The sequence below is a fragment of the Paenibacillus rubinfantis genome, from assembly GCF_001486505.1.
GTDB lineage: Bacteria > Bacillota > Bacilli > Paenibacillales > Paenibacillaceae > Fontibacillus > Fontibacillus rubinfantis.
Genome location: NZ_LN909063.1, coordinates 674,793 through 695,171, shown reverse-complemented (window position 1 = coordinate 695,171; position 20,379 = coordinate 674,793). Strand labels below are relative to the sequence as shown.

The 20,379-nt window shown below is 53.9% G+C and carries 13 protein-coding genes; 5 read left to right on the top strand and 8 right to left on the bottom strand.

Annotation, left to right across the window (positions count from 1 at the left end; all coding sequences use genetic code 11):
* Positions 1–51: 51 nt before the first annotated feature.
* Together uvrA and uvrB are read right to left on the bottom strand one after the other, a co-directional pair.
* Positions 52–2,931: an excinuclease ABC subunit UvrA gene (gene uvrA / locus BN3277_RS08195; protein WP_059041843.1), complete on the bottom strand. Its 2,880-nt coding sequence runs from the start codon at positions 2,929–2,931 to the stop codon at positions 52–54.
* A 320-nt stretch (positions 2,932–3,251) separates the two neighbouring features.
* Complete coding sequence (gene uvrB / locus BN3277_RS08190) at positions 3,252–5,243, bottom strand: excinuclease ABC subunit UvrB (RefSeq protein ID WP_059041750.1); 1,992 nt, start codon at positions 5,241–5,243, stop codon at positions 3,252–3,254.
* Between the two features lie 262 nt (positions 5,244–5,505).
* Here uvrB and BN3277_RS08185 point away from each other — a divergent pair, with 262 nt between their 5' ends.
* The 3 genes from BN3277_RS08185 (at position 5,506) to BN3277_RS08175 (ending at position 8,434) form a co-directional block, all read left to right on the top strand.
* The gene (locus BN3277_RS08185) at positions 5,506–6,339 is read left to right on the top strand and encodes a flagellar motor protein (protein WP_059041749.1); all 834 of its coding nucleotides are present in this window, start codon (positions 5,506–5,508) and stop codon (positions 6,337–6,339) included.
* On the top strand, positions 6,336–7,217 hold the full coding sequence (locus BN3277_RS08180; protein WP_059041748.1) for a flagellar motor protein MotB: 882 nt from the start codon (positions 6,336–6,338) through the stop codon (positions 7,215–7,217). The genes BN3277_RS08185 and BN3277_RS08180 overlap by 4 nt, the downstream gene beginning before the upstream one ends.
* 566 nt (positions 7,218–7,783) lie before the next feature.
* The gene (locus BN3277_RS08175) at positions 7,784–8,434 is read left to right on the top strand and encodes a hypothetical protein (protein ID WP_059041747.1); all 651 of its coding nucleotides are present in this window, start codon (positions 7,784–7,786) and stop codon (positions 8,432–8,434) included.
* Between the two features lie 409 nt (positions 8,435–8,843).
* Here BN3277_RS08175 and BN3277_RS08170 read toward each other — a convergent pair whose 3' ends face one another.
* From BN3277_RS08170 to ftsE, 5 genes are all read right to left on the bottom strand, one after another.
* Positions 8,844–10,100 (bottom strand): PDZ domain-containing protein, encoded by a 1,257-nt coding sequence (locus tag BN3277_RS08170; RefSeq protein WP_059041746.1) that lies wholly within the window; start codon positions 10,098–10,100, stop codon positions 8,844–8,846.
* A 136-nt stretch (positions 10,101–10,236) separates the two neighbouring features.
* On the bottom strand, positions 10,237–11,688 hold the full coding sequence (locus BN3277_RS08165; protein WP_059041745.1) for a S41 family peptidase: 1,452 nt from the start codon (positions 11,686–11,688) through the stop codon (positions 10,237–10,239).
* Positions 11,689–12,229: 541 nt separating this feature from the next.
* Entirely contained in the window at positions 12,230–13,441 is a 1,212-nt protein-coding gene (locus BN3277_RS08160) for a murein hydrolase activator EnvC family protein (RefSeq protein ID WP_059041744.1), read from the bottom strand.
* Between the two features lie 240 nt (positions 13,442–13,681).
* A complete protein-coding gene (ftsX, locus tag BN3277_RS08155) occupies positions 13,682–14,596 on the bottom strand; it encodes a permease-like cell division protein FtsX (RefSeq protein ID WP_059041743.1) in 915 nt (304 codons plus the stop codon).
* Entirely contained in the window at positions 14,586–15,272 is a 687-nt protein-coding gene (gene ftsE / locus BN3277_RS08150) for a cell division ATP-binding protein FtsE (RefSeq protein WP_059041842.1), read from the bottom strand. Before ftsE ends, ftsX begins: the two co-directional genes overlap by 11 nt.
* Before the next feature lie 230 nt (positions 15,273–15,502).
* Between ftsE and BN3277_RS08145 the strand changes: the two genes are divergently transcribed.
* Positions 15,503–17,092, top strand: a complete 1,590-nt coding sequence (locus tag BN3277_RS08145) for a VanW family protein (RefSeq protein ID WP_059041742.1) — start codon at positions 15,503–15,505, stop codon at positions 17,090–17,092.
* A gap of 236 nt (positions 17,093–17,328) precedes the next feature.
* Here the strand turns inward: BN3277_RS08145 and BN3277_RS08140 are convergent, their stop codons facing one another.
* A complete protein-coding gene (locus BN3277_RS08140; protein WP_059041741.1) occupies positions 17,329–17,994 on the bottom strand; it encodes a PDDEXK family nuclease in 666 nt (221 codons plus the stop codon).
* A 795-nt stretch (positions 17,995–18,789) separates the two neighbouring features.
* Between BN3277_RS08140 and BN3277_RS08135 the strand changes: the two genes are divergently transcribed.
* Entirely contained in the window at positions 18,790–20,034 is a 1,245-nt protein-coding gene (locus tag BN3277_RS08135) for a CynX/NimT family MFS transporter (RefSeq protein WP_059041740.1), read from the top strand.
* The last annotated feature ends 345 nt before the right edge of the window (positions 20,035–20,379 follow it).

Genomic DNA, 20,379 nt, shown 5'->3' with positions numbered 1-20,379 from the left:
CAAAAAATGTAGCCGTCTCAAATCATAGAGACCGCTACATTTTTCTTTCTTCTACACCACTTCCCGATCCTTCTCTTCCACTTCGTTTAGCTCCGCAGTGCGTTCGGCATCCCGCTTGAGGATAGGGGCCAGGTAACGCCCAGTATAGGATTGTTCCACTTTCACGATGTCCTCCGGCGTTCCGGTACCGATCACTGTACCTCCCCCGCTCCCGCCTTCCGGACCTAAGTCAATCAGGTAATCGGCCGTCTTGATGACGTCCAGGTTGTGCTCAATCACGAGCACCGTTTCTCCGGAGTCGACCAGACGATGGAGTACCTTCAGCAACCGGTCAATATCGTCGACATGCAAGCCAGTTGTGGGTTCGTCTAGGATATAAATCGTTTTGCCGGTGCTGCGGCGATACAATTCCGAGGCTAACTTCACGCGTTGGGCTTCCCCGCCAGACAACGTGGTCGCCGGTTGCCCCAGGGTGACGTACCCCAAACCGACATCCAGCAGCGTTTGCAGCTTGCGATGAATTTTCGGAATGTTTTGGAAAAAGTCCGTGGCATCCTCGATTGTCATTTCCAGCACATCGGCGATACTTTTATTCTTATATTTCACTTCCAGTGTCTCCCGGTTGTACCGTTTGCCTTTGCAGACTTCACAAGGAACATACACGTCGGGCAGGAAGTGCATTTCGATTTTGATGATGCCGTCGCCTTTGCAGGCTTCGCACCGGCCGCCTTTGATGTTAAAGCTGAAGCGGCCTTTCTTGTAGCCCCGCACCTTCGCTTCAGTTGTTTGCGAGAACAGATCACGGATATCGTCAAATACGCCGGTATAGGTTGCCGGGTTGGAGCGCGGCGTGCGGCCGATCGGGGATTGGTCGATATCAACAACCTTATCCACGTGCTCAAGCCCTTTGATCTCCTTGTATTGCCCTGGACGCACTCTTGCCCGGTTCAAATCGCGAGCCAACGTTTTATACAAAATCTCGTTCACGAGCGTCGACTTGCCCGAGCCAGATACCCCGGTTACCGCCGAAAATACACCTATCGGGATTTTCACGTTGATGTTCTTCAGGTTGTTCTCCTTGGCTCCTTTGATCTCCAGCCAACGGCCATCCGGCTTGCGGCGTGACAATGGCACCGGAATAAACTTCTTGCCGCTTAAATACTGGCCGGTCAAAGAGCGCGGGTCGTTCATGACCTCCTGCGGCGTCCCCTGCGAGATCACTTGGCCGCCGTGAATGCCTGCGCCGGGCCCGATATCAATGATATGGTCGGCTGCCATCATCGTATCCTCGTCATGCTCGACGACGATCAACGTATTGCCGAGATCCCGCATATGAGTCAGCGTTGAGATCAACTTATCATTATCCCGTTGATGCAGCCCGATGCTGGGTTCGTCCAAGATGTACAGAACGCCCATCAGGCTGGAACCGATTTGCGTAGCCAGTCGAATCCGCTGCGCTTCACCACCGGACAACGTGCCAGCCGCACGGCTCAGCGTCAAATATTCCAAACCGACGTTCACCAGGAACCCAAGCCGGCTGTTGATCTCCTTCAAGATCAGGTTGGCGATGGATTTTTCTTTGTCCGAAAGCTCCAGGTTGCTGAAAAACTCCCTTGCTTCACCTACCGCCAAAGACGTCACATGCGCGATGTTCTGGTCGTTCACCGTTACCGCCAAGACTTCCTTCTTCAATCGATGTCCATGACAGGTACCGCAAGGCTTGGAGCCCATAAACTCCTCTATAAACTCGCGAATCCCCTCCGAGGCGGTGTCCCGGTAACGCCGTTCCAGGTTAGGAATAACCCCTTCAAACGTAACGTAAGCATCCCGACTCATGCCGAAGTCGTTCTCATACCGGAACCGAACCTTCACATCGCCGGTCCCGTACAGCAGCTTGTCCATCTGATCCGCCGTCAACTCAGAGACCGGTACATTTTGTGGAATATGAAAATGCTCGCAAACCGATCTCAGGAACTGCGGATAGTAGTTGGAGGTGCCACCCGCCCACGCTGCAAAGGCACCCTCCTCAATCGACTTGGAAGGATCCGAAATCAGCAGATCCTTATCGATGATCATTTTTACGCCAAGTCCGTCGCATTCCGGGCACGCCCCAAACGGACTGTTAAACGAAAACATTCGCGGCGACAGCTCTTCGATACTGAACCCGCAAATTGGGCAGGCATAGTTGGAGCTAAAGCGAAGCTCTTCTTGGTCGATAATATCGACGAGAATTTGCCCGCCGGACATTTTGAGCGCCGTTTCAATGGAGTCGGCCAGACGGCTGCGCGCATCTTCCTTCACCACGATCCGGTCAACGATAACCTCGATCGTGTGTTTTTTGTTCTTCTCGAGTTCAATGTCCTCCGACAAATCGCGTTGTTCTCCATCCACCCGAACCCGGACGAAGCCTTGCTTGGCGATTTCACTGAGCAGACTTTTGTGCTCGCCTTTTTTGCCGGAGATGACGGGGGCCAAGATCTGCAATCTCGTCCGCTCCGGATACTGCATAATCCGGTCAACCATCTGTTCTACGGTCTGGGACGTGATCTCAATTCCATGATCCGGACAATGCGGGTGTCCAATCCGGGCGAATAATAAGCGAAGATAGTCATAAATTTCCGTAACTGTCCCTACCGTCGAACGCGGGTTGCGGCTTGTCGTCTTCTGGTCGATGGAAATGGCCGGGGACAACCCTTCGATCGAGTCCACATCCGGCTTATCCATTTGCCCCAAAAACTGCCGTGCATACGCGGATAACGACTCAACGTAGCGGCGTTGCCCTTCCGCATAAATCGTATCGAAAGCCAGCGAGGACTTCCCGGATCCGCTCAGTCCCGTAAGCACGACAAATTTATCGCGCGGGATCGTGATATCTATGTTTTTCAAATTATGCGCTCTCGCGCCTTTTATGACGATGCTCTCGCTACCCAACAACTTCATCTCCCTTTTATAGATGATGCTTAAAAATCGACTTTCCATCACGAAGCAATTCTTCGTAGTTCATTCGGCGTCGAATCTTGAATTCAGTCGGTCGCTCCGTTGCTCACGTAGGTTTGCCTACACTCCGCTACTCACTCTCTCCTTCATCCAACCTTCTCGGTGCTGAAAACCCGATTTTTAAGCTTAGATTGAACTGATGCTTAAAAACCGGCCCTGCATCACAAAGCAATTCTTCGTAGTTCATTCGGCGTCGAATCTTGAATTCAGTCGGTCGCTCCGTTGCTCACGTAGGTTTGCCTACGCTCCGCTACTCACTCCGCCCGCAGCTCCAGAATGGCGTCGCGCAGCTCGGCGGCGCGTTCGAATTGCAGGTTCTTCGCCGCTTCCTTCATCTCGGCCTCGAGACGGCCGATCATCGCTTCGCGGTCGCGTTTGGACAATTTACCCTTCGCATCGGCCAGGTAGTCCGCTTTGCTCTCCGCTACCTTAGTGGCCTCGATCACGTCGCGAACCTTCTTGCGGATCGTCTGCGGCGTGATGCCGTGCTTCTCGTTGTACGCGATCTGGATGCTGCGCCGCCGCTCGGTTTCTTTGATTGCCTTATCCATCGACTCGGTGATCGAGTCGCCGTACATCAGCACACGGCCGTCCGAGTTCCGCGCAGCCCGCCCGATCGTCTGGATCAGCGAACGCTCCGAGCGCAGGAACCCTTCCTTGTCGGCATCCAAAATCGCAACCAGCGACACCTCCGGCAAATCCAGTCCTTCCCGCAGCAGGTTGATCCCGATCAGCACATGGAATGTCCCCAGCCGCAAGTCGCGCAAAATACTCATCCGTTCCAACGTTTTGATATCGGAATGGAGATACCTGACCTTGATCCCCACTTCCTTGAGGTAATCGGTTAAGTCCTCCGCCATCTTCTTGGTCAGCGTCGTCACCAGCACGCGTTCGTCCTTGGCGATGCGGTCGCGGATTTCCCCGATCAGATCGTCGATCTGTCCCTTCGTTGGCCGCACCTCGATGATCGGATCCAGCAGGCCCGTAGGACGAATGATCTGCTGCACCATCGTGTTGCAATGCTCGATCTCGTACGGCCCCGGCGTCGCCGAAACGTAAATCAGCTGCGTCGCTTTCTCCTCAAACTCCTCAAACCGCAGGGGACGGTTATCCAACGCCGACGGCAGACGGAACCCGTGGTCTACCAGCACGTTTTTGCGCGCCTGGTCCCCATTGTACATCGCCCGGATCTGCGGCAGTGTGACGTGAGACTCGTCGATGACGATCAACATATCATCCGGAAAATAATCCATCAGCGTATACGGCGTCGCCCCCCGCTCACGGAAAGTTAACGGTCCCGAGTAGTTCTCGATCCCGGAGCAGAAGCCGACCTCCTTCATCATTTCGATATCGTAGCGCGTCCGCTGCTCCAGCCGCTGGGCTTCCAGCAGTTTGCCTTGCGCACGGAATACCTCCAGCCGCTCTTCCAGTTCACGCTCAATGTTCTGGATAGCGACCTTCATCGTTTCTTCCTGGGTTACGAAGTGAGACGCCGGAAAAATCGCCACATGCTCCCGCTCGCCAACCAATTCGCCGGTCAACACGTCGATCTCCGTGATCCGCTCGATTTCGTCGCCAAAAAACTCCACGCGAATCGCTCTCTCCCCATGTGAAGCCGGGAAGATCTCCAGCACATCGCCGCGCACCCTGAACGTCCCGCGCACGAAGTTCAAATCATTCCGTTGATATTGGATATCCACCAACCGGCTTAAAATCTGGTTTCGTGGCTTCTCCATTCCTACCCGCAGCGACAGCACCAAATTGCGGTATTCCATCGGCGAACCGAGACCATAGATACACGACACGCTCGCCACGATGATGACATCCCGCCGCTCAAACAGTGAGCTTGTCGCCGAGTGCCGCAGTTTATCGATTTCTTCATTAATGCTGGAATCTTTTTCGATGTAGGTGTCAGAGGAAGGAATGTAGGCTTCCGGCTGGTAGTAGTCGTAGTAACTGACGAAGTAGTCAACCGAGTTATTGGGGAAAAATTCGCGAAACTCACTAGCCAGCTGCGCCGCCAGCGTCTTGTTGTGCGCGATGACGAGGGTGGGCCGTCCGAGCTTCGCTATCGTATTTGCGATGGTAAACGTTTTGCCCGTCCCGGTCGCCCCGAGCAGCGTTTGGTGTTTTTTTCCGGCAAGCACGCCCTCCACCAGTTGTCGCACCGCTTCCGGCTGGTCGCCTTGTGGCGTATATTCGGAGATCAGCTCGAATTTATTGTCGCTAACCACGATTTCACTCATTGTCCAACATCACCCTATCGTCTAAAATGGAATACTAGAGGCGTCTCCGGTATTCGTTCTATTTATATACATGAGATGGTTGCCTCAAATGTTTAATTACGGATATAAACTAGGATCGTCATCATTCCGATGAATAAACCAAGCTTTATCCTAGAGGCCCTTCCTAAATTTATCAAAATAGGAATGGGTGTTCCCATGTATTATACCTTTTTCATCCTATAGATGCAAACGGTAAGTCGAGAATAGGAGTTGTACACAATCCATGGATATTGCAACGTTGATTGGCATCATTGTTGGACTAGCTGCTCTGGTTGGCGGATTTATGCTGGAGGGCGGTCAATTGGCCGGCTTACTGCAGATCACCGCCGCTTTAATCGTGTTTGGCGGAACGTTTGCCGCGGTACTGATTAGCTTCCCCGTCGCCAAGCTTCGTACGGTGCCAAAGGCGCTGGCGCTGGCGTTTATGAGCAAATCTCCGGCACAGGATGACGTCATCGAGGATATCGTCGGCATGTCGTCGATTTCGCGCCGCGAAGGTGTGTTGGCGTTGGAGAAGAAGGCGGCTGAACATCGGGATCCTTTTTTGCGCGAGGGAATTCAACTGGTGGTGGACGGGACGGATCGTGCGATGGTACGGCAGATTATGGAGCTGGAAATCGATGCGGTATCCAAAAAATACGACGGCTACGCCAAAATCTTCGAATCGGCCGGCGGCTATGCCCCCACGATGGGGATTATCGGCACGGTGATGGGACTCATCCACGTGCTCGGCAGCTTGTCCGAACCAACGGCGCTGGGTCCTTCGATTGCGCTTGCTTTTACGGCGACCTTGTACGGGGTGGCTAGTGCCAACCTGATCTTTCTTCCGATCGCCTCCAAGATCAAAGCCCGCTGCGACGACGAGCTCGACCGGATGGATATGATGCTGGAGGGGATTTTGTCGATTCAGAACGGAGATCATCCTTTGCTCGTGCGGCGGAAACTGGAGTCTTTCACTGCAGAGACCTCGCGGCTTCTGCCAGATCCGGAGCCGGAACAACCGACCGGATTCGGAAGCGGTGCCCGTATTCGCGGCTCCGAGGAGAATGAGCTATGAGACCGTCCAGCAGATCGAGCAAGCCCAACGAACCGGACCGTATACCGCGGGAATCCCGCCGACGCGGACGCCGTGCGGAGCGAAACGATACGAAGGACCGCTGGATGATCACCTATGCGGATTTGATTACGCTGCTGTTGATTTTTTTCGTGATGATGTATGCTATGAGCCGGTTAGACGTGGAAAAATATGAAGTGGTAACCTCCTCCCTGCAACAGACGTTCAAAGGCGGGGATTCCATCCTGGAGCTGGGAAGCGGCATTATAGGATCGGAGAGCCGCTACAACCACAAGAATCCGCCGGCCTCGGCCGAGAGCGGAAGCAAGCAAGGCGAAGGACAAGGCACGACGGGGCAAGCCGACAGCACGGGACAAGCTCCGTTAACGGAGCGGGAGCTCGCTTTTCGCAAGCAGGAGGAAGAGCTCGCCAACTTGATGAAGCTGATTGAGGGGTACATCAAGGATAATTCGCTCGAGGATCAAATTCGCGTGGCCGACTTGCCCAAAGGGATCTCGATCACATTAAGCGACCGGTTCCTGTTCGACACCGGGAAGGCCGACCTCAAGAGCGGATCCGCCAAGACTCTAGCCAAGCTGGCCAGCTTGTTCCGTCAGCTCGACACGGTGATCAGCATCGAAGGCCATACCGACAGCCTGCCGATCGTATACGCGTCAGAGTATAAGGACAACTGGGAGCTGTCGGGGGCGAGAGCGTTGTCGGTGCTGCGGTTTTTTGTGGATAAGGAGCAGTTGGATCCACAGCATTTCCAATACGCGGGCTACGCCGACACCCGCCCCGCCGCCGACAACGACACCACCGAAGGCCGCCAAAAGAATCGCCGGGTGGAAATCACGGTTTTGCGGCAGCTGCAGCAGTAGGAGTGGATGCGACAGGGGGTGTTCGCACGGAGGGTTGGGCTTCCCTCGAAGCCTAACGGTCCGGAGCGGACCAGGCAGCTGTGCTCTGCTGTGCTCAGTTCTGCTGTGCCCTGATCAGCCCTGCTGTGCTCTGCTGTGCTCAGCTCTGCTGTGCTGTTCTCATCTGCGCTGTGCTCTGCTCTGTGCTCTGCTGTACTCCACTTTGCTCTAACGGACCTCAATGACGCTATTTACCATTTCCCGGCTTATTTCCCCGGCTAACGGACCTGAGAGCCTTTATTGGCTAGGCAAACGGTGCTAACGCTCGAAATTGGACAAAATAACGTCTCTGGAGTCCGTTAGAGTTGATCTCGATAGAATAGTGGTGAAATAAGGGCCACTCGGTCCGTTAGAAGTAACAAAGTGCTGGAACCTCCTACAGAACCATTGCCAGAATGGGATGAGCACGATACACTATTCTCAAATACGCCGTGAAGCACACGCCGTCTTGATCCTTCGACCCTTATGGGGTGGAATGGGATCGGGGCGGCGTTTTGTTTTCACCAATAGAGGAAGGTTGGGCTGGAATGAACTTTGATCAGGCTTTTGAGACATGGATGGCGCGTCAATTGGAGGAGGAGAAGAACCCTAGACGGTTGGAGCTCCTGCAAAAAGGGTTGGGACATGGCACGATAGAATTTTTGCGATTCGTCTGTTTCCCTGCTGTTGGACACTTCGATCACCTATACCCGGAATGGGAGGTGCGGGATTTCAACAACGGCTACCGTTACTTGGACCTCGCTTATCTACCTGGGTCAGGGTCGGTGAAAGGAGCGATTGAAATTCAAGGATACGGCCCCCACGCAAGGGATTTGGACGTACGGCGTTTCAAGGATTTGTGCTGGCGTCACAGCTTGCTAGCCCTAGACGGTTGGACGTTACTCCCCATCGCATACTTATCGATCGTGGAGGAGCCAAAGCAATGCCAGCAGCTGGTATTGTCGTTGATTGGTAAGTTTCTGACTGCAGCGGTACAACCCAACTTGGATTGGTTGGAGGCGGAAACGGTACGTTTTGCACGACGGGCACTGCGTCCCATTAGTCCACTTGAGTTGTCGGAACATTTGCGGATCACAGACCGTCACGCCAGACGAATTTTGCATAGGTTAGCACACAAACAGGAGCTTTCTGTTGCCAGCGGGAAGAGCCGCTACCGGACGTATCGACTTGTGCGTTGAGGGGTTAGAGGGTTGTGGGGGCTTGTGAGCTTGTGAGCTTGTGAGCTTTGGGCTTGGGGGCTTGGGGGCTTGGGGGCTTGGGGGCTTGTGAGCTTGAAGGCCTGACATACCGTTGCCCCCACCCCACTCCGCAGAACTTTAACGGACCTGAGGGACCTTATTTGCTATTTCCCGCATGATTTCCCACTCTAACGGACCGAGAAGACCTTATCTCGGCGAAAACAGGTGAACTGCACCCAAAACAAGGCAAATAAGAGCATCTGAGTCCGTTAAAACCCCATAGCTGCCTATCCCATGCAAATAGCGGCATCTAGGTCCGTTAGCAAAGCAGCAAAAACCCCGCCTGGGAGAGAAAACCCTCCCAGGCGGGGTTTTGTTGCCCGCGCCGCCTCCGGTGCATGCTCGTTCTTCACACCGGTGATCGGGTGCGGTCTCTTATACACATCGAGATGTGTAAAAGGGACAGTGCCGCCGCCGGCGCCAGCTCATCCGGCGCGAGGATCGCGCCGAGCTGGTGGTGGTCGCCGGCGTAGATGGCGCGCTGGAGGAATTTACTCTCGCCCGCGAGATTACGCACCTCCAGCTTGCAAAAAGCCGGGTTGATCCGCAGCGCCGCATGCAGATCTTCCTTGGTTGGCACCGGCACGCCGTTCACCTTCATGATGGTCTCGCCGGTCCGGATGCCCAATTCCTCCGCCGGACTGCCCGGCAGCACCGCCAGTACCTTCAGTCCCCCCTGCGGATGGACAAACACCGGGCTGCGCTGCTGCTCTCCATAGCGGCTCAGCCAGATCAGCGAGTCGTGGAACACGAACGCTGCGATCGCGGCCACAGGCATCAGCGGGCTCCACCAAGCGGCCAGCAAAGCCAGCACAGTGATAACCGCGCCATACCCCAGCAGCCAGCCCGATGTGATGCGGGCTTTCCCCTTCGGCAGCAGAGTCACCGTCATCTCGGAGAACCCCAGCATGATTGGCAGCGCCATCAGGCTAAATCCACCCTGCCAGGCATCCCCGCCAAAAAAAGGCGTCCACGGCAGCACCCCGCCCGTAGTTTGCGCCGGCACGAGCAGGAACAGCGGCACCGGCCACAAGGTTTGCATCTGGTATCCGCCGATCAGCCGGCCCCGTTTGCCTTCAAAAAACAACGGACCGGCAAATGAAGCCCCTTGCCAACGGACCAACAGGCCCTCGGCCAGATGCAGCAGCCCAACCAGGCACAACAGCGCCGGAATGTCCATTTCCCGAACGATCCGAATGACGTCGCCCCCAAAGCCACTGCCCGTAAATCCCGGGAACCAATTCAGCACAAACTGGATCATGCCAAGCAAGGCCACCGAATAGGCCAGACATAAATAACGGATGCCGAACAGCATCAACACGAACGTAACCACCCAAAGGCAGAGCAACCCCTCCATCGTCAGATTCATTCCGAGGAATACGAAGACGACGGAAACCGCCAACCCGGCCAATAATCCGCTAAGGACGGTACGCCAGGTCTGCAAGCCCCAGCTGTGCAGGCGAACATGAAACAGCCGGCGCTCCAGCACCACCTGCCTGCGATACATCAGCAGGACGATGATGATCGAAATATAGTAGAATGGCTGCAACAATAGCTGCGCCCCTGCTTCCGCCAGATTCCATAATCCTTCCAGAATGAGATCCAAGAGGTACTCACGCTCCTTTTAATCGGTATAAGTTAAACCTTGCTCTATGAAAATCAGGAATGATTAACTTATGTACTTCCTTCCGCTAATCAGAAAAAAAGAGGGCCGGATTTCAGCCCTCTAAGGGTTTCGACAACTATGAGGTGATTTCCTTCCGGACGATCTCCAGCGCGCGATTTAACTGCGCGTCGTTTTTCGGATCGCGGATTTGTTGGATAACACTGCTCTCCAACGCCTCGGCGGTTTTCGCATCCAGGACCCCGTTCGCCGTCAGCTTCTGGTCGGACTGGAACTTTTTCAGCGCCTTCTCGGTATTTTTATCGAAGTAGCCATCCTTCCGGCCCGGATCATAACCGAGACCGCTCAACATTGTTTGGGCGCTTTTGATATCTTCACCCAGCATATCGTATTGGTACGTTTTTTCCTTATTAATGGGGGCTACCGTAAAATAATCCGGCTGCGACACCTCAACATCCGGCTTGATCCCCTTTTTGTGAATCCACTCGCCGTTTGGCGTCAGCCACTTGGCGATAGTGATTTTCAGCAGACTGCCGTCGCCCATCTCCTGGCTGTAGCTCGATTGCACCGTGCCTTTGCCGTAGGTGGCTTCCCCAACCAGCTTCGCTCCCGCGGATTCCTGCAAAGCTCCAGCCAAGATCTCCGAGGCGCTCGCGCTGCCCTTGTTTGTCACCACAACGATGGGATAGGATTTGCCGCTTCCTTTGGAAACCGACTGCTGCCGGCGTTTGTACTTATCTTCGATCTGGACGATCGCTTTGCCTTCCGGCACGAACACCTCGGCCATCGTCTCAACGACGTCAAGCACACCGCCCGGGTTGTTGCGCACATCGATAACCAGGCCCTTCATGCCTTGTTTCTCCAAGGCGGCTAGTTCTTTTTTGAAGCGATCGGCTGTATTTAACGAAAATTCGGTGACCCCGATTACCCCGATTTTGCCTTCCTTCATCTCGGCGTACACGGTTTCCAGCGCGATGTCATCGCGGACGATCTCAAATTCCAGCGTATTGGCTGTCCCGGCACGTTTGACCTTCACCTTGGCCTTCGTCCCTTTCGGGCCGCGGATTTTCGCCACCGCCTCGTTTAGACTTAAGCCTTCAAAGGATTCACCGTTCACCGACAGCAGGATATCCTTCGGCTGAATGCCGGCTTTTTCCGCAGGAGAGCCCTTGATCGGAGAGACGACAACCACATTGCCGTTCTCCATAGACACTTCCGCCCCGATTCCGGTAAAAGAACCCTCAATCTGCTCCGAAAATTGCTGCGCGGTATCCGGGGCCATGTAGGAGGAAAACGGATCCTCCAGCGCATTCATCATCCCGTCGATGGCACCGTTGATTAATTTGTTCGTATCCACGTCTTCGACGTAGTTTTTCTGGACGAGCTGCAGTGCCGTCTCGATTTTTTTGATGTCCGCTTTTGAGCCGGTGCCGGCCGTGTCGGCAAAATTTCCGCTGCGCAGCGGTCCCGTTCCGGCAAAGCTCCATTCCCCCGTCAGCGTTAACGTCAACAAGCTGCTGACCAGCATGGCTGCGACAACGAGCAGGGTTACCGTACGACCTTTAAACATCCTTCATCACCGCCTCCAAAAAGATGAACGATCCCGGGAACGCGCCCGGCCCGTCCGAATTTGAACGTCCCATAGTATATGTCCCGCCCATGAGAAATATTTACAATATAAGGTGGTTTTAAAATCGGCTTATGATCACGAGGCATTTCTAAGGAGCTGAATCGACGTCGAATCTTGAATTCAGCCGAGCCTTCCGTTGCTCACGTAGCCTACGACTACGCTCCGCTACTCTGTCTCTAGCTTCATCCAACCTTCTCGGTGCTCATCCCCCGATTTGAAAACTTCCATCCTAGTCAGGTGGTTTTAAAATCGGCTTATGATCACGAAGCATTTCTAAGGAGCTGAATCGACGTCGAATCTTGAATTCAGCGAGCCTTCCGTTGCTCACGTAGCCTACGACTACGCTCCGCTACTCTGTCTCTAGCTTCATCCAACCTTCTCGGTGCTCATCCCCCGATTTGAAAACTCGAATCTAAGAGGAAAACGGACCCAGCCCCAAAAAGGCGGTATCCGTTTTCGCTCGAACACTATAGCTATTTTATTACAAATACGGCATCGGGTCTACCGGGTTCCCGTTAATCCGGACCTCGAAATGGCAGTGTGGGCCGGTGGAGTTGCCGGTGCTTCCCACTTCAGCGATTTTTTCGCCTTTTTTGACTTGCTGACCTTTTTCCACCTTAATCCCGCCGTTGCGGATATGACCGTAAAGCGTCCATACGTTGTCGCCGTGGTCGATGATTACCGTATTGCCGTACCCGCTCCACCATTCTGCGACAATCACGACGCCATCCTCCGCTGCATGGATATCCGTACCTTGTGGTGCCGCGAAATCCACGCCGGTATGCTTCTTCTTCACGCCGGTGATCGGGTGGATCCGCGTACCGTAGCCGGAGGAAATTCGAGCGCCGTCCACGGGCAATCCGAACGAACCGCCGTTACCCTTAAATCCACCGGATCCGGTGGAGCTCTTTTTATATTTGTAAACCTGAGCGGCCTTCAGCTTGTTCTTCTCTTGCTCAAGCGCCGCACGTTTCGTTGCCAGCTCAACCAGGAGCGCTTCTTGCTCTTCACTGATATCTTCGGATTCTTCAATGTCGGCGTTGTATTTGGCAATCAGCTGTTGCTTCTCATTCTCCTTGGCTTCCAAGTCGCTTTTGCGAGTCTCGGCCTCGGCGTAGAGTTCCTTCACTTTCGCATAATCCTGCTCCAGCTGTTGTTGTTGCTGTACGATAAGTTCCTTGTCCCGTTTATGCTCATCCAAAAGAACATGGTCCTGGTCGGCAATCGCCTGCAGGGAGTCAGCCCGCTCCAGGAAATCGGTAAAGCTGGTAGAGGAGAGCAATACGTCCAAATAGGAAACGACACCATCCGTATACATCAACCGAACGCGGGTATCGAGCAAATGAGAGCGCTCCTCGATCCGCGCTTGGGTCTCGTCCAATTTTTCCGCAGTTGTGCGCAGGTCCTGCTCCGTTTTCTCGATGTTCAGCGAAATTTGCGTGAGCTCATTGCTAACGACCTCGATCTGACCCATCAATTGTTTCAGATAATTGGTGTTTTTATTGACGTAATGCTGTGCTTCCTGCTTCTGGTTGGCGGCTTTCTCCTGCTGCTTTTTGGCCTGCTTGGCCTGCTCCTGAAGCTGCTTCAGTTCTTTGTCGATCTGGCTGATGGTTTTGGCGAAGCCTTCAGTCGGTTGGAAAATTAAAGCAGCTAATGCGACAACGGTGATCGTGGTTACCCATTTCTTCAACTTCGTTTCCCCATCCTTCATATAAGGTAGTTAAAAATACGGCTTTTGATCGCGATGTAACGCTCCGAAGTAACTCGAGGTCGAATCTTGAATTCAGCCAGTCGCTCCGTTGCTCACGTAGCATCCAGCTACGCTCCGCTACTCACTCCCTTGCTTCATCCAACCTTCTTGGCGCTGAAAAGCCGGATTTTTAACCTCATTAAATTTCTTAAGCTCGGCTTTTGATCGCGGTGCACTATACTATACCTTCAAAAACTTCCGGATCGACATCGTACTCCCCCAAATCCCGATCAATAGGCCAAGACCAACGAGTAATCCGCCCAATTCCATACCAATCTCGCTTAGGGGTACCAACTGGATGGCCAATGTAACATCGGCTTTCACCGAAGACACCAGTTCGTTGTAACTGAAGAACAACACGCCTACGGTGATCAGCGAACCCATCAGTCCAATCAGTGCACCTTCCACGAAAAACGGCCACCGAATAAAGGTGTTCGTCGCTCCGACCAGCTTCATGATGCCGATCTCGCGGCGGCGAGCCAAGATCGTCACCCGGATCGTGTTGGAGATGAGGAACATCGCCATCAACCCTAGACCAGCCACAAAAGCAAACCCGATATTGCGGATTGCCCGGGTGATTTTGAACAATTTTTCCACGGTGCCTTGTCCGTAATTGACTTTGTAGATCGGCTTCTCTTCATATTTATCGTTCAGTGCGGTAATTTTGCTGGCTACGTAAGGTGCGGTTGTTGGCTCGATGACCTGAACCTCAAATGTGTCAGGGATTGGGTTCGTTGTCTCGTCGTATCCCTCCAGCAGGTCCTTGCCTTCCTCACCCAGCTTCTCCCGGAAATCCTTCAAGCCTTCGGCCTTCGGGATCAACGTCACTTTGCTGACTTCTTCCATCGAGCCGATGTCGTTGTATATCTGGTCGCGTACAGCTTCGGTCACATCCGAGTTCAAGTAGGCCTTGATCTGCACCTGACTGTCCGCCTCATCGGCAAACGCATTGACGTTCAGTACAAGCAAGGTGAACACGCCTAGGATCAGCAGCGAAACGATGATCGAGGTCACGGACGCTACCGACATCCAGCCGTTACGGAACACGCTTTTCGCGCCTTCCCGCAAATGCCGCACGAAGGTGCTAATAGTCATAACCGTATTCCCCTCTCAGCTGGTCTCGCACGATGTTGCCGTGTTCGATCGCGATGACGCGTTTGCGCATCGTATTTACAATCTCTTTGTTGTGGGTAGCCATAACGATGGTGGTGCCGCGGAAATTGATCTCATCCAGCAGCTGCATAATCCCCCAGGAAGTCTCGGGATCAAGGTTCCCCGTAGGCTCGTCCGCAATGATCACGGACGGGTTATTAACGATCGCCCGGGCGATTGCCACCCGTTGCTGTTCTCCACCGGATAGTTGGGATGGATCGCGATTGGCTTTATTTTTCAGCCCGACGAGGTCGAGCACTTCCATCACGCGTTTCTTGATGACCTTCTTGGGGGCTTCGATAACCTCCAAAGCAAAGGCAACGTTCTCGTATGCCGAAAGCTTCGGAAGCAGCCGAAAATCTTGGAAAATCACCCCGATGTTTCGGCGCACATAGGGAATTTTGCGAGGTTTGAGTTTGCCGATATTAAAACCGTTAACGGAAATCTGCCCTTTGGTAGGCACTTCTTCCCGGTAAATTAGTTTCATAAAAGTTGATTTCCCTGCGCCGGAGGGACCAACCAAATACACGAATTCATTACGGTCGATTTTGACCGAAACGCCTTTAAGGGCGTGGGTTCCATTCGGATACGTCTTCCAGACATCCTGCATTTCTATCACTTGATCACGTCCTAAATCTATGATTCCGTCTCTATAGATGGCCCTTTTTAACATTCGACATGTTCCTGCCAAATCCTTTAAAACCTGAGTAATTTCCTTCAAGTCCGATCTTTATTGTAACAAAGATGTTACCTCTTGAGTACCCGAAAGTTTCCGGCAGTTGGATCATACATATGGTTGTACAAGGTTCTTTTCTATTAAATAAAGGTCTTCACACGAAGGAGACGGATATGAAAAAGAAACATTTGGCAGCCATCCTCCTCTCTGTCGGGCTCCTCGGCACGGCATTGTGGGGAGCATTCGCTTTATATGTCTCACAGGACACTTTGCCCCCGGGTACGTTTGTGGCCGGATTGGAGTTGGGCCGACGCCACCGTGATGAAGCCCTGCAGCTGCTCGACCAGGAAATCGCCGCTTTAAACCGAAAGCAAGTGGTGTTTACGGTGGACGGCAACGTAAAAAACATGACCTGGGAGGAAGCCGGGATCACGTTTGATGCGAGGGCTTTTCGTGAGGAGGTACAACGGTTGGAGGAGGGCGCTCTATGGGAGCGGGTGCGGACACGCAACCATTTTGATCGGCAGTGGATGCTCAACATGACTTTCGATTCCAAGAAACTGCAAGCTGTTTTCACGCCCGAGTGGGAAAAAGCTCAGTTCGGCTCACCGGTCAACGCCGTGCGGACCATTACGACCAACGATCAGATCCGCTACCTGCCGGGAACGTCGGTCCAGCGAATCGACTGGGATCGCTTGTTGGAGGTGGTGCCGAAGCGGATTAGTGGGGAAGTACGCCGACTGGAGAAAAATTCACAGCATGAATCGTTATCGAGGCAGAAGTCGCGTCCAGCGGACTTATCGGTGCCGTTGTCGAAGCAGCTAGCCACCTTGCAAATTACCGTACCGCTGAAGACGGTGCAGCCCAAGATCACCGTGGAAATGTTAAAAAAAGAAGGCATCCGCCGCAAAATCGTACAGTTCTCCACGAGTCTGAGTACAAGCGGAACCGGGCGGGTGCATAATGTCGACTCGGCGGCCCGCAGCATCGATGGGAGGGTGCTGGCTCCCGGTGAGATTTTCGATTATAACGAAGCGATCGAATATGCGGAGAAGACGTTTGGGTTCCAGGAGGCGCCGGTGATTTTTGGCGGCCGGCTGGTGCCCGGAGTGGGCGGAGGCATTTGCCAGGTGTCGAGCACGCTATACAATGCAGCGGTTCGCGCCGGGTTGTCGATCGTGGAGCGGCGTAATCACTCCTTGCCGGTCAGCTACCTGCCCAAAGGCCAGGATGCCACATTTGCCAAGGGCTACATCAACTTCCGCTTCAAAAACACCTCCGGCCACCATCTCCTCATCCGCGCCGAGGTCAAAAACCGCCAACTCACTGTGAAGCTGTTCGGCGATATGCCGGAGAATGTCAGCTACTCGCTGGAATCCCGCACGACGGAGATCCTCCCTCCACCTAACAAGTATGTGGCGAACACTTCGCTCCCGGCCGGGAGTCGCCAGATACTCGTACGCGGGAAACAGGGGTATGTCGTAGAAACGTATCGCATCAAAAAGGTGGACGGCCAGGCAGTCGAACGTACGCTGCTCTCCAAAGACACCTATCCGGCCCAGCCCACGGTGGTCGCGGTGCGCGACACCAAGGGAAGCGCGGCCGGTGGCGGGAGTGGCGGGAGTGGCGGGAGCAATCGCGGGAGCAGCGGTACGGGCAGCGGCAAAGGCGGGGCCAGCGGAAATGGCGCCGGTGGCACCTCCACGGAACGCCCCCCTAATCCAATATTGGAGGACGGCGTGACGGGGCCGAATTTTCGGTGAGACTAGCGGGGGCGATGCCCCCGCTTCACTTTTGATCAGAGAATAGCGGTATAACTTCACCCTATTTTGTCGTTCCTGCGAAATTTGCGCAATTTAGCGTTAATAAATAACGCTATTCCACCGATTTTCAGCATAATAGGGTCCAGTCAAGGAAATAGCGACATTTTATCACTTTATTTCCCCGGAAATTGTCTTTCCAGCCCAAATAGAGACAAAAAATCACTCTATTCTCCCAACTAGCTGACGATCTTTCTCCCTCGTTCATCCAAAATGTATGTACGGACTCGTTCTGTGCCACTCGCCGGCTGAATCCACTGTTTGCCTACTAAATGATGGAGCCATTTTCTTGCCGTCTGATTCTTCATCCCCAAACCGCGGGAAACCTCAGACGGAGTGACTGGGCTCTCAGCACGTAGGAATAAACGGAGGATTTCCTTTTCAATGAAATGTATCGCCTCGATGTTCTCCCCCTCCCCCAACCACCTTCCCATAAACTGCTGTAGTGTTTGCTGGCAGTAGCGCGGATTGTCGGTAACGTCGTCGTAGGTGAAGCGCAGTACCTTCCAGCCGTCCAGGATCAAGTCGTTTTGACGTCGGCTTTGATCTGAAAAACGGTCGCGGCTGATATTGCGCAAATGCGGGCCGTATCCATCGATTTCGATTGCTAACCGCAGCCCGTAGCGAAGGTAAGCAAAGTCGAGATAGCGGAAGCCGTCTTTGAAATCGGTCACCTCATACTCAGGATGAAGTTGCCGAAATTGCCCGAAGGCGGGCCACCAAACTTTTTCGACAAATGCCTTCTCCGCATGACCGTGCCCCTCTCGAAGTCTTCGCTCCCGCTCCCCTTGCCGGCGGCCCAAATGATCCTCAAGCCACTGCGCATACGCCTTCTGAAATCCCATTCACTATACCTCCTCCAATAGAAAAATAAAAAACGCCTTTCGTCGACGGATGAGGTATTTCATCATCCAACAACAAAAGGCGTGTGCTTCACGACTTATTGATTAAGTTCTACTGAAGATTTTACCATAAGGGGCCAGTTACTTCCAACCTCATTCTGGTTGTTCGGCCGTCCCGCCAACCAATCCCCACACTTTATTCGATGTTGCCGCACGATGTAAACTTGAAGTATACTGAACAGCGTCTGAGATCATGCTCCAAAAAGTGCTAAATTCACTGTATAAAATAATTTGACTCATCTCTAAACTAGGGTATCAAGCTTCGGCAAGTTTTAGTTTGTTCGACTAAATGGAGGAGTTTGGAGTTTGGAGTTTGGAGTTTGGAGTTTGGAGTTTGGAGTTTGGAGTTTGGAGTTTGGAGTTTGGAGTTTGGAGTTTGGAGTTCGGAGTTTGGAGTTTGGAGTTTGGAGTTCGGAGTTCGGAGTTTGGAGTTCGGAGTTCCGAGTTGGAGTTTGGAGTTGGAGTTTGGAGTTGGAGTCTGGAGTTGGAGTCTGGAATTGGAGTTGGAGTTTGGAGTTGGGGTTCGGTGTCCGGGGTTCGGTGTCCGGGGTTCGGAGTTAAGAGTTTAGAGTTTAGAGTTTAGAGTTTAGAATTCTGGAGTAGGTGGCCTAGGGACTATGGAGAGTCTGGCTAATTCCAACTACTTCGACTCATTCACCCCGTTTTAGCTAATTCATCTAATCAATCAACCGTTTATGACCTTAATCGTTAAATTTTGAAGGAGGCCTTCCTTTACTTATGAATAAATCGATCGCTCCAGCCTTGAACCCCACACGCACCTCCGTTGGGTTGCTGGTTACCGCGGTGCTCCTGACCGCCGCCGCCTTGCGGTCGCCCATCACCGGGGTGGGCGCCATCATCGGGGAAATCGAAGCGGCCACGGGCTTGTCGCACACGATGTCGGGTATGCTGACCACGCTGCCGCTGATCGCTTTTGCGGTGTTTGCGCTGGTGGCACCCGGTTTGTCCGCAAGGCTTGGCATGGAGCGGACGTTATTTTACAGCATGCTGCTGATGACCGTCGGCATCCTCGTACGCGCATTGCCGTCAGTCGCCGCGCTATTTGCCGGCACCGCCCTGATCGGCATCGCTATCGCCGTCTGCAACGTGCTGCTGCCCGGGCTGATCAAACGGGAGTTCCCACAGCAAGTCGGATTGATGACCAGCCTGTTCACCACTTGCCTAACGTTCTGGGCGGCGATCTCCTCCGGCATCAGCGTTCCGCTGTCCCAAGGGGCGCTGGGGTGGCGTGGTGCGCTGACCATTTGGGCGGTGCTGACGGCCGTCAGCACCCTCGTCTGGTTGCCGCTGCTGCAGCGGCGCAGCGTTGGCGGCAAGGCACCGGCCGCGATGTCCACGGGCCGCGCCAGCATCTCATCGTCCTTGGCATCCAACGGCCCGCGCCGCGGTATTTGGCGCTCCCGGGTCGCTTGGCTGGTGACGATGTTTATGGGCTTCCAGTCGATCCTGTTTTACGTCAGTATTTCGTGGTTGCCGGATATCCTGCAGGAACGCGGGATGAGTCCGGAACAAGCCGGTTGGATGCTTTCGCTGATGCAGCTGATCAGCATGGCCGGCTCGTTCCTGATGCCGCTGCTTGCGGCACGGTCCGACAGCCAGAAATGGCTGACCGCCGCCACCGCCGCCTTATGCGTAATCGGCTTCGGCGGCATCTGGGCCGGACCGGTCTCGCTGGCCGCCGTCTTTATCCTCTTGCTTGGGATCGGATCCGGCTCGACCTTTGGCCTGGCCATCGTCTTCTTCTCGCTGCGCTCGCAGACGACCGAGCAGGCCAGCGCCCTGTCGGGCATGGCCCAATCGGTCGGCTATGTGCTGGCCGCGTTTGGGCCAACGCTGTTCGGCTATCTTCACGACCTCAGCGGTAGCTGGGACACCCCGCTTGCTGTTATCACCGGGGTGTCGGTATTAACCGCCCTGTTCGGCTACGCGGCCGGCCGCAAAGGATATGTCGACGCGCAGTAGACACGGTTTAACGGGTTACGACTTCCCAGGTGCTTCATCAGACAACGGAAATGTTGCAAGAAGTACAACATTTCCAACCCAGATCACCTGTGTATCCGAGAAATGTTGTATTCCATACAACAAATTCCGGACGGCCAAACGCCGCAGCCTAAAAATGCTGTACTTTCGGCAACATTTTGGCCGGAAACCCAGCGTGCCAAGCCATAATGTTGCAGTTTTTGCAACAATTCGCACCTCACCCGAACTTCAGCGCGCACAGCCCCACCGCATAAACCAACACAAAAAAAAGCTGTCCCTGGCCTGGGCCCTCACAGGCCCCCAGGGACAGCTTCCTTTTTTAGCCCA

What these genes read in the sequence shown, in the direction of transcription:
- BN3277_RS08140 (WP_059041741.1), bottom strand. Translation starts at nt 17,994, where the DNA reads ATGGGATTTCAGAAGGCGTATGCGCAGTGGCTTGAGGATCATTTGGGC.
- BN3277_RS08180 (WP_059041748.1), top strand. Translation starts at nt 6,336, where the DNA reads ATGAGACCGTCCAGCAGATCGAGCAAGCCCAACGAACCGGACCGTATA.
- BN3277_RS08185 (WP_059041749.1), top strand. Translation starts at nt 5,506, where the DNA reads ATGGATATTGCAACGTTGATTGGCATCATTGTTGGACTAGCTGCTCTG.
- BN3277_RS08135 (WP_059041740.1), top strand. Translation starts at nt 18,790, where the DNA reads ATGAATAAATCGATCGCTCCAGCCTTGAACCCCACACGCACCTCCGTT.
- BN3277_RS08175 (WP_059041747.1), top strand. Translation starts at nt 7,784, where the DNA reads ATGAACTTTGATCAGGCTTTTGAGACATGGATGGCGCGTCAATTGGAG.
- BN3277_RS08145 (WP_059041742.1), top strand. Translation starts at nt 15,503, where the DNA reads ATGAAAAAGAAACATTTGGCAGCCATCCTCCTCTCTGTCGGGCTCCTC.
- ftsX (WP_059041743.1), bottom strand. Translation starts at nt 14,596, where the DNA reads ATGACTATTAGCACCTTCGTGCGGCATTTGCGGGAAGGCGCGAAAAGC.
- uvrB (WP_059041750.1), bottom strand. Translation starts at nt 5,243, where the DNA reads ATGAGTGAAATCGTGGTTAGCGACAATAAATTCGAGCTGATCTCCGAA.
- BN3277_RS08165 (WP_059041745.1), bottom strand. Translation starts at nt 11,688, where the DNA reads ATGTTTAAAGGTCGTACGGTAACCCTGCTCGTTGTCGCAGCCATGCTG.